The organism is Sorangium sp. So ce394, from assembly GCF_051474665.1.
Taxonomy (GTDB): Bacteria; Myxococcota_A; Polyangia; order Polyangiales; family Polyangiaceae; genus Sorangium; species Sorangium cellulosum_D.
This window is the reverse complement of sequence record NZ_CP150339.1, coordinates 4,279,536-4,296,007: the sequence shown is the minus strand read 5'-3', so window position 1 is coordinate 4,296,007 and position 16,472 is coordinate 4,279,536. Positions and strand designations below refer to the sequence as shown.

The 16,472-nt window shown below is 72.8% G+C and carries 8 protein-coding genes; 3 read left to right on the top strand and 5 right to left on the bottom strand.

All coding sequences use genetic code 11. The annotated features are described in order from the left end of the window. Positions 1 to 3: 3 nt before the first annotated feature. Positions 4 to 2,304 (bottom strand): putative monovalent cation/H+ antiporter subunit A, encoded by a 2,301-nt coding sequence (locus WMF33_RS15905; RefSeq protein WP_437337925.1) that lies wholly within the window; start codon positions 2,302 to 2,304, stop codon positions 4 to 6. A 418-nt stretch (positions 2,305 to 2,722) separates the two neighbouring features. Here WMF33_RS15905 and WMF33_RS15900 point away from each other — a divergent pair, with 418 nt between their 5' ends. The 3 genes from WMF33_RS15900 (at position 2,723) to WMF33_RS15890 (ending at position 9,030) form a co-directional block, all read left to right on the top strand. Then, positions 2,723 to 5,698, top strand: a complete 2,976-nt coding sequence (locus WMF33_RS15900; RefSeq protein ID WP_437337924.1) for a UPF0182 family protein — start codon at positions 2,723 to 2,725, stop codon at positions 5,696 to 5,698. A gap of 486 nt (positions 5,699 to 6,184) precedes the next feature. Then, positions 6,185 to 7,681, top strand: coding sequence for an SBBP repeat-containing protein (locus tag WMF33_RS15895; RefSeq protein ID WP_437337923.1), 1,497 nt, complete (start codon positions 6,185 to 6,187; stop codon positions 7,679 to 7,681). Positions 7,682 to 7,884: 203 nt separating this feature from the next. Next, on the top strand, positions 7,885 to 9,030 hold the full coding sequence (locus WMF33_RS15890; protein ID WP_437337922.1) for an FAD-binding oxidoreductase: 1,146 nt from the start codon (positions 7,885 to 7,887) through the stop codon (positions 9,028 to 9,030). Positions 9,031 to 9,108: 78 nt separating this feature from the next. Here the strand turns inward: WMF33_RS15890 and WMF33_RS15885 are convergent, their stop codons facing one another. The 4 genes from WMF33_RS15885 to WMF33_RS15870 all read right to left on the bottom strand — a co-directional run bounded on the left by WMF33_RS15885 (position 9,109) and on the right by WMF33_RS15870 (position 16,404). Then, positions 9,109 to 10,158: a hypothetical protein gene (locus WMF33_RS15885; protein ID WP_437337921.1), complete on the bottom strand. Its 1,050-nt coding sequence runs from the start codon at positions 10,156 to 10,158 to the stop codon at positions 9,109 to 9,111. A gap of 49 nt (positions 10,159 to 10,207) precedes the next feature. Continuing rightward, on the bottom strand, positions 10,208 to 10,723 hold the full coding sequence (locus tag WMF33_RS15880) for a hypothetical protein (RefSeq protein ID WP_437337920.1): 516 nt from the start codon (positions 10,721 to 10,723) through the stop codon (positions 10,208 to 10,210). Positions 10,724 to 10,789: 66 nt separating this feature from the next. Then, positions 10,790 to 12,412, bottom strand: coding sequence for an FG-GAP repeat domain-containing protein (locus WMF33_RS15875; protein WP_437337919.1), 1,623 nt, complete (start codon positions 12,410 to 12,412; stop codon positions 10,790 to 10,792). Positions 12,413 to 12,417: 5 nt separating this feature from the next. After that, entirely contained in the window at positions 12,418 to 16,404 is a 3,987-nt protein-coding gene (locus tag WMF33_RS15870) for a serine/threonine-protein kinase (RefSeq protein WP_437337918.1), read from the bottom strand. Between the last annotated feature and the right edge of the window lie 68 nt (positions 16,405 to 16,472).

The following is a 16,472-nucleotide window of genomic DNA, read 5'->3' as shown; positions in this document are numbered from 1 at the left end:
GGCTCAGGCTCCCTTCCGCGTACGGGTCGCGAGCAGCGCATAGACCCCGATCCCGGCCACGCAGAGGACCGTGGACTCCCCCAGCGTGTCCATCGCCCGGAAATCCACGAGGATCACGTTGACGATGTTCCGCCCGTGGGCCTCGGCGTACCCCTTCTCCACGAAGAACTCGCTCAGGATCGGCTCCGGGGAGAGCGACGACGACATGAGGATGAGCAGGGTCACCGTGCCCCCGAAGATCACGGAGACGATCGCGTCCGGGATCCACACGCGCGCGGGGGATCGGGGCACGAAGCGCGGCAGGTGGTGCAGGACGAGGACGAAGATGACGATCGTCAGCACCTCGACCATGATCTGCGTCAGCGCGAGATCGAGCGCGCTGAAGATCACGAAGACGAGCATGACGCAGGTGCCGATCGCGCCGAGCGCGGCGACGACGGCGAGGCGCGATTGCGTGCGCGTCGCCATGGCCGCGGACCCGAGGATCACGCCCGCGAGCACGAGCTCCGGGAGCTCCACGGCGAGCGACGGGACCGTGAATGGGAGGCTCCGGAGCAGCGGCGTCCCGACGAGCACGACCGTCGTCAGGACCGTGATGAGCAGGTAATGGCGCAAATGCCCCGTCTGGAGCCGCCGGGTCAGCCACTCCGCGAACCGGAGGAGCCCCGCGAAGGCAGCGTCGTACACGCGCGCGGGGCCCCACGCTCCAAGGCGCGTGGCGGCGCGCGTGGCGGCGTCGAGGAGGCGCGCTTCTCGGCCGGAGAGGACGCGGAAGAGGCCGAGTCCGGCGAGGAGGGTCGCGACGCTGAGCCCGAGCACGGGGGTCAGGCCGTGCCACAGGCGCAGCTCGAGCGGCGCGGGTCGGCCGAGGATGGCGGTCGCCGAAAGGCCCGGGAGGTCGCCGAGGAGCCGCGGCGCCACCCCGAGGACGAGGCCCGCCGCCGCGAGCGTGGCAGGCCCGAGCCACAAGGACGGCGGCGCTTCGTGGGGGAGCGTGGGCGCCGCCGGGGAACCCCCGAAGAAGGGGCGATGGGCGACGACCAGGCTCACCACGACGAGGAGGGCGCTCGACAGGACCGCGGCCCCGGCGAGGACCGCCGTCATCGAGGGCGGCGCGAGGACGGCCTCGTAGAAGAGCTCTTTCGACAGGAAACCGAGGAGGGGCGGCGCCCCCGCGCTCGAGAGCGCCGCCAGCACGGCCGCCGTCGCGGTGATCGGCATCCGCCGCGCGAGGCCCCGCAGGCGGGTGACGTCGCGGGTCCCGGTCTCGTGGTCCAGGGTCCCCGCGGTCATGAAGAGCGCGCCCTTGTACAGCGAATGCGCCGCCAGATACACCACCGCCGCGGAGACGGCCGCCCGGGTCCCGATGCCGAGGAGCATCGTGAGGAGGCCGAGGACGCTCACGGTCGAATAGGCGAGGATCCGCTTGAGATCCTTCTGCGTGACCGCGAGCGCCGCGCCCGTCACCATCGTGGCGGCGCCGAAGCCCGTCACGACGAGGGTCCATTCGCGCGTCGCGCCGAGCGTGGGGTGCAGGCGCGCGAGCAGATAGACGCCGGCCTTCACCATCGTGGCCGAGTGCAGGTAGGCGCTGACCGGCGTGGGCGCCTCCATCGCCCGAGGGAGCCAGAAATGAAAGGGCACCTGCGCCGATTTCGTGAAGGCCCCCGCGAGGACGAGGAGCAGGATCGGCAGGTAGAGGGGGCTCCCGCGGACGACGTCCCCCGAGAACCGCGAGATCTGCGTCTCGCCGGTGACCACGACGAGGAGGACGAGGCCCGCGAGCATGGCGAGCCCGCCGCCGCCCGTCACGAGGAGCGCCGTCAAGGCGGCTTTGCGCGCCTCCGGCCGCTCGTGGTCCCACCCGATGAGGAGATACGAGCTCACGCTCGTGAGCTCCCAGCACACGAAGAGGAGAATGACGTCGTCGGCGAGCACGAGGCCCGCCATGGATCCCGTGAACAGGAGCAGATAGGCGTAAAACCGCCCGAGCCGCGGGTGCGAGCGCAGGTATTCGCTCGCGTACACGAAGATCAGCGCCCCGATGCCGCAGATGAGCCCGAGGAACACGAGCGAGAGCCCATCCAGCCTCACCGCGAGCTCCACGCCGAGCGACGGGATCCACGGCAGCGACGCGCGATGGGCCTCCCCCGCGGCGAAGAGCCTCGGGACGAACCGCATCGGGAGCACGAGCGGAACCAGCGGGAGCGCCGCGAAGAGCCAGCCGGCCTGGCGGCCGAGCCTGCGATGGAGGGGCGGCGCCAGCAGCGCTCCGACGAATACGCTCAGGACAGCCCACAGCATCGCAGCAGGTTCCCCTTCGATGCCGGCGACGGCCCGAGGCTGCCCCCGGCGCGCTGCGCATCCGCGGAAAAGTCGGTCGCGAGGACGAGCGTCATGCGCGTGGCTCCCACTCCGAGCGAGCACGAGCGGCTCCAACCGCCCTGTCGATGAACTGGGTGGAGCCAGAGCTCTCACGGCGCAAGCTCCACCTCGGCGGCTGCCTGCGTTTGGCCGGAAAGCGGGCGCGTCGGCCCCTCTCCGTGGTCCCAGCGCGTCCTCGCGCGACCGGGCGAGCCGCCCTGCCCGCGGTCCCGGCTGCCAGCTCGCGTGCCCGTGCGTCGCGGACACGCATTCGCGGCTCTGGATCGGGCGCGGACCTTGCGCCCTGAGGGCGCACACGTCGCGCCCCGCGTGGGGCCCCGCCAAAGGGAGGCATCGAATGTACATTCTTTTCATCGTGGTGCTGCTCGGCGCCGGAGCGGCCCTGATCGCGTGGGGGATGTGGATGCGCAGGCGCCTGCCCGTCGCGGCGGGAGCGCTGCTCGCGGCCGGCACGCTCGCGTTCTTCGGGTTCCTGAGCTTCTGGGGCGAGTACCTCTGGTTCGCCGAGCTCGGTTACACGGCGCGCTTCTGGACGGCGACGCTGGCCCGGTCGATCTCGGCGCTCGCGGCCGCTTCGCTCGGCGGGCTCCTCGTCTTCCTGCTGACCCTCCCTGCGCGGTCGCTCGGCGCGCGCCGCGTCCCGACCTTGCTCGGCGCGGCGTTCGGCGCACTCTGGGGCTTCTTCGGCTGGGAGGTGATCCTGCGCTTCCTCGCGCAGGTGCCCACGGCGCTGCGCGACCCCATCCTCGGCCGGAGCACCGCGTTTTACCTGTTCTCGCTGCCGTTCTACGATGCGGTGTACTTCCTGCTGTGGACCCTCGCGCTCTTCGCGCTCGCCGGGGCGGCGGTCGACGCGGACCTCGCGTCGGCGCGGCGGACGACCGGTCCCGCCGCGGAGCACGTCGCGGCGCCTCCTGCGGAGCGCATCGCGGCGCCTCCTGCGGAGCAGGTCACGGGGCCCCCGGCGGACCTTCCTGCGGAGCGCGCCGCGGCGCCGGACATCGCGGCTCCCGCCGCGGACGCCGCGCAGGCCGGCGCAGCACGGTACCGCGCGCTCTTCTTCTCTCTCGGCGCGCTCGCGCTCGTCATCGCCTGGGGGCGGTGGCTCGCGGCCTATCACCTCATGTACTCGTCGTGGGGCGTGGTCGTGGGCCCAGGCTGGACCGACGTCCACGTGCGCCTGCCCGCCACCCGCGTCGTCGCCGTCATCGCGGCGCTCGTGGGCATCGCGCTCTTCCTCCCGCCCGTGCAGCGCGCCCTCTGCCGCGCCGCCGCCGTCGAGCGCGGCGCGGGCCGGCGCGCCCTGGCGAGGCTCGCCGCGCTGCCGGCGCTGCTCGTGGCGGTGCCGTGGGCGCTCGGCATGCACGTGCTCCCGGCGCTCGTCCAGTGGCTCAAGGTCGTGCCCAACGAGCTCGCGCTCGAGCGCCCCTACCTCGCCCACAACATCGCGTTCACCCGCGCGGGGTTCCGCCTCCACGACATCGAGGTCACCGAGTTCCCCGTCTCCGACCGGCTCACCCGCGAGACCCTGGCGGACAACCACGATCTCCTGTCCGAGGTGCGCCTCTGGGACCCGCGCGCGCTCGACGCCGTGATCCATCAGTTCCAGGCGATCCGCCTCTATTATGAGATGCCCGGCATCGACATCGATCGCTACGCCGTGGGCGACCGCTACCGCCAGGTCATGCTCGCCCCGCGCGAGCTCAACGCCGAGAACCTGCCGCGCGAGCACCAGACCTTCGTCAACCGTCGCTTCAAGTACACGCACGGCTACGGCGTCGCGATGGCCTCGGCGCACGACTTCACGCCCGACGGGCAGCCGAACCTGCTCGTGAAGGACATCCCGCCCGTCTCCGCCTCGCCCGAGCTCGCGATCGAGCGGCCGGAGATCTATTATGGAGAGACCACCCACGGCTATGTGGTGGCCAACTCCAGGGAGCCGGAGTTCGACTATCCGAGCGGCTCGGAGAACGTCTACACGCGCTACGCGGGCACCGGCGGGATCGAGCTCGACGGCTTCTTCCGCAAGCTCCTCTTCGGGTGGAAGCTCGGCGGCACGAGCCTCCTCGCGTCCGGCATCCCCACGGACGACAGCCGGGTGATGTTCCGCCGCGAGGTCCGCGAGCGCGTGGGGGCGATCGCCCCCTTCCTGGCCCTGGATCGCGATCCGTACATCGTCGTCGCCGGCGGGCGGCTCTACTGGATCCTCGATGCGTACACCACGTCGAGCTACTACCCCTACAGCGAGAGCTTCTTCTCGGCCGAGGGCGCCGGGATGAGCGCGGCGAGCGCGCCGGGCGACGCGGCCGGGCGGGCGGGGTTCGCGCATCACCTCCGCCGCGCGAACTACGTGCGCAACTCGGTCAAGGCGGTGGTCGACGCCTACGACGGCTCGGTGCGGCTCTACGTCTTCGAGCCGGAGGATCCGATCCTCCAGGTCTACAGCCGCATCTTCCCCGGCCTGCTCCTGCCGCGCGAGGAGATGCCGGCGGAGCTCCGCGCGCACGTGCGTTATCCGGAGGATTTCCTCCTCGCGCAGGGCCTCGTTTACGCGAAGTACCACATGACGGATCCCGAGGTGTTCTACAACCAGGAGGACCTCTGGGCGCGCGCGACCGAGAAGTACTACGACAAGGTCCAGCCGGTGGAGCCCTATTATGTGATGTGGAAGCCGCCGGGCGAGGGTCGGCCCGAGTTCACCCTGATCCTGCCGTTCACGCCGAAGGACCGGCAGGTGCTCATCGGCTGGATCGCCGGCATGTCCGACGGCGACGACTACGGGCGCATGCTCGCGTACAAGTTCCCGAAGGACACGCGGGTGCTCGGCACCCAGCAGATGGACACGAAGATCGATCAGGATCCGGTGCTGTCGGCGCAGCTCTCCCTGTGGAGCCAGCGCGGTCAGAGGGTGATCCGCGGCAACGCGCTGGTCATCCCTGTCGAGGACACGCTCCTCTATGTCGAGCCGATCTTCCTCCAGGCGGACACGGCGGCGTATCCGGAGCTCCGCGTCGTGGTGGTGATGCACGGCGACCGGATGAGCTTCGCGAGCTCGCTCGACGCGGCGCTGCGCGGGCTCCTCGAGGGCGGGCCGCCCCCGACGCCGGCCGCGGCGGGCGTGCCCGGCGTGCCAGAGGCCCCCGGCGCGCGCGGCGTGAACGACGGGCTGGCGCAGCGGGCCAACGACGCGTTCGCGAGCTACCTGCGCCTGCTCGGCGAGCGTCGCTTCCACGAGGCCGGCGCGGCGCTCGAGGCGCTGAGCCGGACGCTCGAGGAGCTAGAGGGGCCGTCGGCCTTCCTCGACGAGCGATAGCGGGGACGCCCGCGCTGCTGAACGGCGCCACGTCGCCGGCCATGTAGCTCGTGCTGAGCGTGCTGCCGCCGAAGTCCGCCGAGCCTCCAACCCACCCGACCATGCACTTGGCCGAACGCGGGCGCTTCGCCCTCGAGGCGCCCGAGGCGACGCCCTGGGTGTCCGATTCCTGCTGCGCCCCACGAAAGGGTTGACGCGGACGGAATTGTAGTGTCGAATACAGATACTCAAGTTTATCCATATTCAAGCGCCGCAGAAACACGCTTGTCTCATAGACGTGCTGCGGCGCCGTTCGCGAGATCCGCCGTCGTTTCGCGGGGGCCGAGGAGAGCACCGACTCGGCAGACTGCGGACCTCATGAACGCACCGCACCCGCTCGCTGGCCTTCGCCGTCGAGCCCTGCCTCGCGACGCGCTCATCGCGGTGGGTCGCGTTGCGGTCGATTCCCACGATTGCAGCGGAAGGAGTTTGATGATCATGGTTCGAATGAAGCGACTCATCATGGTCGGCCTCTGCGCGGCGTCCTCGGCCACCGCTTGCAACGGCGTGCCGTCGGGCGAGGGCGAGCTCGGCCCCTCGGAGAGCATCGCGACCGCGGAGCAGCCGCTGACGCACAGCTGGAGCGCGTCCTTCGGCGACCCTGACTATCAGTACGGGGGCGACGTCGTCGTCGATGGGTCCGACAACATCATCAACCTCGGATTCATCGGATACGGCGGGACCGTGGATTTCGACGGCGCGGGCGGAGCACCGGCCCTGAGCACGTCCACCGCAGCCGACTATGTCGCGAAGTTCACCGAGTACGGCGTCCACGTCTGGAGCAAGAGCTTCGATGGCGTCTCTTTCAACAAAGCCGCGGTGGACAGCAGCGACAACGTGTACGTCACCGGCATCACCATGGCGGAGTACGTCGACCTCGGCGGAGGAGCCATCTATGCCGGCGACGGCTTCGGCGTCGTCGTCTTGAAGCTGGACAGCAGCGGGAACCACGTCTGGAGCAAGGTGTTCAGCGGCTACAGCGCATCGGATTATGCGACTGGCATCGGTATCGCAGTCGACTCGTCGGGAGACGTGCTCATCACCGGTCCCACGATCGGCAACATCGAGATCGGCACTGAATCCAATTCGACAAACGAGTGGGTATACAATGTGCACGCCTACGTGGCGAAGCTCGACGGCAGCGATGGAAGCCTGATCTTCGCCGACTTCTTCCCCGGCGACGGCGTCGTGTCACCCAATAGCATCGCGGTGGATCCCAACGACGACAGCTTCGCGGTCACCGGGCTGCTCGGCGGCAGCGTGAATTTCGGCGGTGGCCTGCTGACAAGCAACAGCGCATGGGCCTCAGCCGAATACGGCGACGGCTATGACGCGTTCGTGGCGAAGTTCGAGTCCGACGGCGATCACCTCTGGAGCAAGAGGTTCGGCGACGACTATTCTGCGCAAGGCATCGATATCGTGATCGACAGCTCCGGAAACGTCGACGTGATCGGCGAATTTGACGGTGACGTCGACTTCGGGAGCAACACGCCGACGCTCACCCACCCGGGAGGCGAGACGAGAGATATATTCCTGGTGCAGTTCAGCGCCGCCGGCACCGATGTGTGGAGCAAGCAGTTCGGCGACACGGGCCTCGGCAGCGACGACAATGGCACGGGCGTGGCGGTCGACAGCGCAGGAAACGTGAGCATCGTCGGGTACTTCAGGACCAGCATCGACTTCGGCGGCGGGACGCTGACCTGCGTAGGAGCTACCGATGTCGCCGTCGCCCAGTTCGATGACACCGGCGCCCACCTCTGGAGCGCCAGTCTTGGCGGCGACAACACCCAGCTGGGCAATGGCATCGCGGTGGACAGCTCCGGGAAGGTGACGATCTCGGGCGAATTCCACCACAGCGCGGACTTCGGCGGCAGCACCCTGGTCGACTTGCCCTCGTATTGGACCGGGGGTGGCTCCATCTTCCTCGCCCAGCTCGCTCCCTGAAGCGCGGGCCTCTCGACCCCTCGATGCAGCGCCAGAGACCTCCCCGGGGAGCATCGTGAGCCGATGATCCTGGCGCGCGAGCCGGCGCCGGCCTCGTAAGTGCGGTATCGACACGGCCTCCGGCATCGTGCCGGAGGCCGCCGGCGGGTTCATCGTGGGTGCCGTCCTTGGCGCCGCTTTCTCCCCCCGTGTACGCTCGCCCCGTGCGCCCCCCGCAGCAGCTCCGCGACCTCTTCTCCGCGTTCGCGCCGCGCGTCGTCTCCGCCCCGATCTCCCATTTCGGCCGCCTCCGGCAGAGCGCCGACACCTTTTGCGAGATCGCCCCCGCCTCGTCCGCCGAGCTCGTCGACGCCATCGGAACGGCCCACCGCCACGGCATCCCCGTGCGGATCCGCGGCCAGGGCCACGCGCTGAACGGCGCCTCCCTGCCCGCCGCGCACGAGCTCCTCCTCCGCACGGAGCGCCTCGGCGACGTCCGATTCGAAACCGAAGGCACCGTGACCGCGGGCGCCGGCGTCGTCCTCTGGAGCCTGCGCAACGTCGTGGAGCGCCACGGCTACACCGTGCCCGTCGTGAACGACGGCCACGCCGGGCCCTCGGTCGCCGGGTTCGTCGCCGCGGGCGGCTTCGGGCCGCGCTCCAACCTGCACGGGGGCTTCTGGGAGAACGTCGCGGCCCTGACGCTCGTCGACGGCACGGGCCGCCTTCAGCGCGTCGACAGGCATCATGCGCTCTTTCCGTGGCTGTTCGGCGCGATGGGCCAGCTAGGCGTCGTCGTCGAGGCGACGCTCGATGTCTGCCCGCTGGACACCGCAGCTCCCCCGCCCTACCCGGCCGGCGCCGGCGCCAGCCGCGAGCTCATCGCCGCCTCGCCAGACCTGCAGGGCCCCGGTCCGGACGAGGCCGAGCGCGACGAGCGCCTCCTGTGGTTCACGCTGTTCACCCCGGGGAGGAGCCTCGCGAAGGCGCAGGCGCGGCTCGCCGCCCTCGAGGCGGAGCACGCGGGCCTGCTCTCGTACCGCCGGCGCTACGCATACCCGATCCGCCAGCGGCGCCCGGTGCCGCCGCTCGTCTACCCGCGCGACGAGCCGTTCTTCGCGCTCGGCTCCTGGGGCGCGCTGCGCCTGCCCCCCGGCGATGCGGCGGGCCCGCTGCGCGCCTATGACGAGGCGCTCACGCGCGCCGCCATCGAGCTCGGCTGCCGCCGCTACATCCAGTCCGAGTCGACCTCTGGCGCCGACGCCTACCGCGCGTGCTTCGGCGAGGAGACCTATGCGGCGCTCCGCGGCCTCAAGGCGCAGCAGGATCCGGGGGGCATCCTGAACCGCGGCTCCGTCTTCCCCTCTTGATCCGCCGAACCCCGATCGCGATCGCCCCGCCCGCCCCGGCCGCGCCCACCGACTCGCCCTCTCCGCCCGCCGCCGCGCTCACCCGAACAGCGCCACGTACGGCGTGATCCCGAGATACGCCTTCGCCTCCAGCGGCGCGTCCGGCCGGTAGACCAGCTTGAGCATGACGCCCTGGCGCAGCCGCGTCGGCCACCCCCGGCCCGGCCAGGGCCGCGCGTCCGCCGGCCAGGCCAGGATCGCGTCGCGCTTGTCCGGCAAGCACGCGCCGAGCGCGACAAGCCGATCCAGCGCCGTCGCCCAGCGGACATCCACGACCGGAACCGAGATCTCCAGGCCCAGCATCGGCTCCACCGCCGCGCCGACGTCGAGGTGGAAACTGACATGGCTCGTGAAAGGAACCATGCTGTCGAGGAGCGCCTCGATACTCGCGATCGATCCGGGCCAGTCGATCCGCGCCAGGTACGCCGGGACATCGGCCTTCCCCATCGCGACCACCAGGCGGACCGCGGCGCGCCCCCGCACGGCGAGCGGGGCCACATGCATCGCGCGCCCGCTCGGCGGCAGCCGCGCGATGCACCGGAGCAAGGCGCCGTCGACCGCGGGCGGCACGGGCTCGCCCAGCAAAAGCGCGAGCGCCCGCCGGATCACACCCGTCTGCTCCGGAAGCCCCGCCCCATCGCCCGCAGCGCCCGGCGCGACGCCGCCCGGCACCGCGGGATCGACGCAGGGAAACGGATACGGCGCCGGCACGGACGACGGCAGCCGCGCCCCGTCGTCAGGAAGGTCGAGCTCGAGCCAGAGCAGCGGGACACCGCAGTAGAGCGGCGATCCAGGGTCCGCCCACTCCGCGCAAAACGTGGCCACCCGCGCCCACGCCGGCTCGGCGAGGAGGTCGAGATCCGCGCGCCGCCGCGCGAGCGCGCGGTGCCCCCCCTCCGCCGCCGTCAGACAGACCAGCAGATCGACCCGCTCGGAGCCGCCGAGCCGGCACTCGACGGCTGCGCAGGAGGCCGCCGCGGGCAGGCCGGCCGCCGCCGCGGCGAGGCGCGCGTACGCCGCCGGGGACACCAGCGCCGGCGGGAGCAGCGCCGCGCCCTCGGCCATCAGCGCGTGCACCGGGACGATCACCCCGGCCCTCCCCGCGGGGCCGCGCCGCCCCGGCCGCCGGACAGGCCGCTCACACCGGCGTCTGGCGAGCGCGCTTCACCTCGAACGCCCTCGGCAGCGTGCTCTCGGCCTTCCGCGACCTCGCCTGCACGCCGTACGGGCCGGGGACCGCGTTGGCCAGGTTGAACCGCACATCCATCCGCGAGTTCATCCCCGTGACCACGTTCGACACGACCCCGGAGATGACCGAAGTGCCCTGCACCAGCGAGCACGCCATCGTGCTCTCGAAATACGTGCCGTACACGACCGTCTTGACCTCTTGCCCGTGCACGCCGCTGTTCGGCTCGACGGCCGTGACATGGAGCACCGGGCCGATCCAGTTGACCACCGGGTTCACCGACCGGATCGGCAGGGCCTCGACCTCCTGCGCCACCGCGTCGGCGATGCGCTTCGGATCGCGGGTCCGCAAGAGCGCCTTCTGCTCGTCCGAGAGGCCGGCTTGCGCCATGGCGCGCTCCGGATCCTCGCTGAAGGCGGCCTGCAGGTTGGGATCGCGCGCGAGATCGGCGATGAAGAACATCAACATGAGAACCGCTCCACGGCTAGGGTGATGGACGCGGCAAGGGCCCTGCGCCCACGCGCCGCCCGGCGCTCACCGAGACGACGTCCGATGATAGTAGATGAAATTCGATGTATCCCAGTTCGTCTCGACGATGTCCAGCTCCGTCGAGTACGAATAGCGGACCTCCACCTCATCGCCGGGCCGGAGCCGCTGCGCGAACGAAACCCAGCTCCCGCCCGGGAGCGAGGCGACGTCGCGCGGCGCGACGGGCGCGCCGTTCCGGCGGATCTCGTCGATCTGCTCGATGACCGGGCGAGAGAGCGTGATCACGGCCTGCTCGCGCTCGATGCGGAACGTCTCGGTCGCCGACTGCAATGCCTCCCGGCCCAGGTCGGCGAGCGCGATGGTCTCCTGCACCGTCATCGTCGCCGAGGACCAGACGGGCTCCCGGGTGAACCCGCCGCCCAGCCCGAGGTAGATCTGCAGCGGCGCGCCCAGCGCGTTCGGCGGCGGGGCCGGGCCCCAGCGGCCCGCGATCAGATCGAGCACGCCGTCGCCGCTCACGTCGGCCAGCGCGACGCCGGCCCCCCAGCCGGCGCTCGCCGACCTCCAGGTCGGGCCGCGCTGGCGCCCTGGCGCATAGGCCTCGAACCGCGTCGAGCTCGCGCCCGCGCCTGCGCCCGCCGCCCCCCGCCCGGGCGCGCCCGAGAGCCGCGCGCGGCCCGCCGGGGCGGCGCCAGCACCGAAGTCGCTGTACGAGACCACGAGCCCGGTCGAGGCGCCGAGTCGCCCCGCGTCCAGGAACATCGGATACTGGATGGACTCGCTCGCCGCCCAGGCAGGCTCCCGCGGGAGGGAGATGACGCCGCCGTCCCGCAGCACGCCGCGGAAGATCGGCACGCCCGGCATCGCGACGGCGAGATCCAGCAGGCCGTCCTCGTCGATGTCGGCGAACTCCATGCCGAAGCTGTGATCGACCCTCGCGCTCTTCCAGCCCGGCAGCGGGGACAGCGCGCCGCCGACGTTCTCGTAGATCCGCGCGGGGCCCGGCGCATACCCCTCCTCGAGCGCCACGGAGGCCGCGAGATCCAGATCCCCGTCGCCGTCCGCGTCGCCGAGCGCGCAGCCGACGCTCGAGTAGCCGTCCGCGCTGCGGTAGCCCGGCGTCGGCTCCAGCGCGCCGCCGCGGTTCTTGTACACCTTGACGTGCCCGAGCTTCAGGGTGCCCGGCTCCCGGGGGCCGACGCTCACCGCGACATCCACCCAGCCGTCCCGATCGATGTCGCCCACGGCGAGCCCGGTGTTGTAGTCGGCGTCCGCCGACGACCAGCTGGGCTCCGGCGGGAAACGGCCCGTCCCGTCGTTGTGATAGACGACGATCGGCTGTTTCGTCATGTCGTTGCCGTTCGCCACGACGATGTCCTTGAAGCCGTCGCCGTCGATGTCGGCCAGCCCGAGGCCCATCGAGTACACGTCCTCTTCATGGCGCGACCGCCAGCCCGGCTCCGCCGCATAGGGCAGCGGCCGGGCGACGAAGGGCGAAAGCGCCTGTGCGTCCGATTGCGCCGGCTCCGGCGGCGAGGCGAGGCCGGCCTGCGAGGTGCAACCCAGGCAGCCGACGGCCGCGGCGAGCGCGGGCCAGAGGGCCGCGGCCCACGCCGCCCACGCCGGAGGCATCGAGGAGGCGCGCGCGGCGCGGGAGCGGCGAAGCATCGAGGTCAGCCTCCTGGGCCGCCGAAGCCCGGCAGGTAGAGCGCGGTCCATCGATCCGGGCGGCGGACCCCCTGGCGGGCCATCGCCTCGTCGGCCTGCGCGACCAGCGCGCGCCCGGCGTCGCCGCCGAGCAGCTCCCCCCGGCCGCGGCGGGCGCAGGCGCCGTGGAGCGCCATGTCCACCGCGTCGAAGCCGCGCGCCGCGGCGCCGAGCTGCACGATCGCCTCGCTCGGCCGGTCGCGGAGCCGCGCGACGCCCGCCCGGAGCAGCGCCGCGAGCGGGGCGCCGTCGCGCCGCACCTCGCGCTCGAGCCGGGCCGCGTCCGCCTCGGCCTCCCGGAGGAGCGGCTCCCGGCCGGAGCGCCGCGCCGCGGCCGCCGCGATCGCCGTCCGCGCGCGCAGGAGCAGCATGTCCATGCGGGCCGGCTGGACCCGCAGCTGCTGCGAGCGCTCGATGCCGCGCCACTCGGCGAGGAGCCGCGCGCGCGCCGCGTCGGCCTCGCCCTCGTACAGGTCCGCCAGCGTCTCGAGGCGCAGCGCGTAGAGGTGCTGCACGTGCATCGCCCCCCGCGCCCCCCTCGCCCAGCGCGCGACCACCTCGCGCACGCACCTCCGCGCCTCGGCCGCGTCGTCCGCGGCGAGCAGCGGCACCGCGGACGCGATCGTCGCGGACACCGACGCGAACAGGTTGCCCACCGCCGTCGCGCTGCGGCGCCAGCTCGCCGTGCGCTCCGCGAGCTCCACGAACCGGCCGAGCGCCTCCAGCGCGACCACGGCGCCGGCCTGCGCCAGGTTGCGCTCCATCTCGACGCCGACGCAGCGCTCCTCGAGCTGCCGGCGGGTGGCGTCGTAGTAGTCGAGCGCCTCGCGCCACGCCCCGCGCACGAGGTGCGCGCCGCCGACGTAGATGCGGATGACGCTGCCGAGCCGGCCGTCGCCGAGCCGCTCCGCGATCGCCTCGCCGCGCGCGAGCAGCCTCGACCCCTCCTCGATCGCCGCCGGCGTCCCCTGGAACGCCGAGATGAGCCCGAAGGCGGAGAGCCCCAGGGCGACGCGGGACGGCTCGCCCGCGTCGAGCGAGAGCAGCAGGCTGCGGAACAGGAACACCGTCGAGCGCAGCGGATCGACGTCGGTGAGCGCCTTGCTGACCGAGAGGCAGAGATCGATCCGCGTGAGCACCTCGGGCGGGATCTCGGCCGCGGCGCGCTCCTGGAACGCCTGGCCGCGCAGCCGGATGCGGGCGTAGAGCGCCGCCACGGTCATGACCGCGCGCGCGGTCGTCGCCGGATAGCCGAGCCCGACCTCGGCGAGGAGCGGGACGAGCGCGGAGGTGCCCTCCTCGAGGTGGCCGCCGACGAGGTACTGCTCGGTGGCACGCCGGCGCAGATCGAGCGCCACGGCGGGCGGCGCGCCCTCGGCCGCGGCGAGGAAGAGCGGCGCGGCGTCGCGGCAGCGCCCGGCGTTCGCCAGCGCGGTCGCGCGCCGGACCTGGAGATCGCGGCGCGCCTCGGGGGTGTCGCCGGGGCCGCCGCGCCCCCACGCGAGCGCCTGCGCGTAGAGCTCGGCCGCGCGGTCGAACGCCAGCGCGCCGCTCGCCAGATCGGCCGCGGCGGCCGCGTGCCGCGCCGCCTCGAGGAGCTCCCCCGCGCCGTGGAAATGGACCACGAGCGCCTGCGGTTCGGCGCGCCCCGTCGCCTCGAACGCGCGCGCCAGCCGGGCGTGCCGGGCGGCGAGCGCCGCGGGATCGAGCTCGGCGAGGACGGTCTCGCGGATGCGGTCGTGGGTGATCTCGAGGCGCGGGCCGCCGCGGGCCTCCGTGATCCGGACCAGGTTGGCGGCGCGGAGCGGGGTGAGGCACGAGAGCGCCTCCTCGCCGAGCTCCGCGGCCGCGAAGGCGACCTCCTGTTCGATCGGGCATCCGGCGACCGCGACGATCTCGATGAGCCGCCGGGCGCGCTCGGGCATTTCGTCGATCCTGCTCATGATCACCCGCCGGAGGCTGATGTCGCCTCCCCCCCCAGACGGTGCGAGCGTGCCCCCGTCCCGGCTCGAGAGATACTGGATGAGCTCGCTCACCGACAAGGGGTTTCCCTCGGACTCCCGGGCGATCGCCTGCGCGCGCTCGAGGCGCGCGCCCGCGGCGGGCCCGAGCCGCTCGATGGCCAGGCGCATCGCCTGCTCGTACGAGAGCGGCTCGACGGTCAGCTCGCGGATCTCGACGGCGGCGCCGCACCGGGTGGCGAGCCGCCGGAGCTCGCCGACGGCGGCGCAGCGCTCCGCCTCGTCGCTCCGGTAGCAGGCGATGAGCAGGAGCCGCGGCGCGTCCGGGGGCGAGAGCAGCTCGGCGAGCAGGCGCGCGCTGTCCGCGTCGCCCCACTGCAGATCGTCGATGCAGATCGCGAGCGGCCGGCGCGCCGCGAGGCGGCGGAAGAGCGCCTTGAGCGCCTGGAACGCGCGCCAGCGCGCCTGCCGCGCGTCCGGCGCGGTCGCGGGCGCGCCCTCGACCTCGGCGCCCGGGACGGCGCGGAGCGCGGGGAAGAGCCGGGCGAGCGCGTGGATGTCGTCCGGCAGGACGCTCGCCGACTCGGCGGCCGGCATGCGCCGGAGGTGCTCGCAGAGCGCGTCCACGAGGCTGTCGAGCGCCTTGTAGGGCACGGACTCGCGCTCGTGGCAGCGCCCGGCGAGCACGGTGGCGGCGCCGCGCTCGCGCAGCGCGCGCAGGAAGCTCGACGCGAGGGCGCTCTTGCCCATCCCGGACCGGCCGGCGACGAGCACGACCATCGTGCGCCCGGCGGCGCTCGCGCGGAACCCGTCCTCCAGCGCGCCGAGCTCCCGCTCGCGCCCCACGAGCCGCTCGGCGCCCTCGGGCGGGGCGCGGAGCCACCGGACCGGGTGCGCCGGCCGCTCGCCGTGCAGGCGCCGCACGACCTCGGCGCCCGACGGCCGCGCGGCCGAGTCGCGCTGCAGGAGCGCCGCGCAGAGCTCGTCGAGGTCGCGCGGGACGCCGTCGACGAGGAGCGACGGCGGCGGCGGCGTCGACCAGAGCTTGGCGGAGATCGTGTCGACCACCGAGCCCGCGAACGGGAGCGCGCCGGTGAGCGCCTCGTAGAGCATCACCCCCACGCTGTACCAGTCGCTGGCCTCCGTCTCGGGCGCCGAGGTGATCCGCTCCGGCGGCATGTACGCCGGCGTGCCCACGAGGTCCTCGACGGTCGCCTCGCCCGGCGCCCTCGGCGTGAGCTCCTTGGCGATCCCGAAGTCGAGCAGCACCACGCGGCCGTCGCGCGTCACGAGGACGTTCGAGGGCTTGAGGTCGCGGTGGAGGATGTTGGCGGCGTGGAGCGCGGAGACCCCCTCGACGAGCTGCGAGAAGGCGGCCCGGAGCCGCCGCGTGTCGAGCGAGAAGGTCTGCCGGAGCGGTCGGGGCGGCAGGCTGGATGCGCGCTCGGGCCAGCCGCCGTTCAGGCGCCGCGCCGGGGGCGCGGGGGTCCCGAGCAGCGCGTGGGTCACCTCGTCCGGGCCCGCGACGCCGCCGCCGGCGCCGGCGCCGGCTGACGCGCGCTCCACCCACGTGGCGTCGTCCGTCGGGAACGGGCGCGCGGTGCTCGGCTCGAGCGACGCGCGGTCCACGAACGCGTCCGAGACGATCGTCTCCAGCTCGGCGTGCGCGCGGTGGCTGGGCAGCTGGACGCGCACGAAGCTGAGGAAGTCGACGCCGTCGACGAGCTCCATGGTGAAGCACCACGTCCCGCCGTCGGAGAGCAGCTCGTGCAGGGTGACCAGGTTCGGGTGCACGAGGTCGGCGAGGCTGCGGAACTCCTGCTTGAAGCGGAGCAGCGCCGTCGGCTCGGACTGCTGGTAGAGGGCCTTGAGCGCGATCACGCAGCCGTAGCGCCGGTCGACGGCCTCGTAGACGGCGCCGAACCCGCCGGCGCCGAGCTGGCGCCGGATCTCGAAGCGCTCGCCGTGCTCGAAGGCGCGGAGGGGCTTCATGCACGCCGCCCGGTGCGGAAGGCGGTCCGCCGGCGCGGGGCTCGGGCGGTGAGCGGGCGATCAAAGCT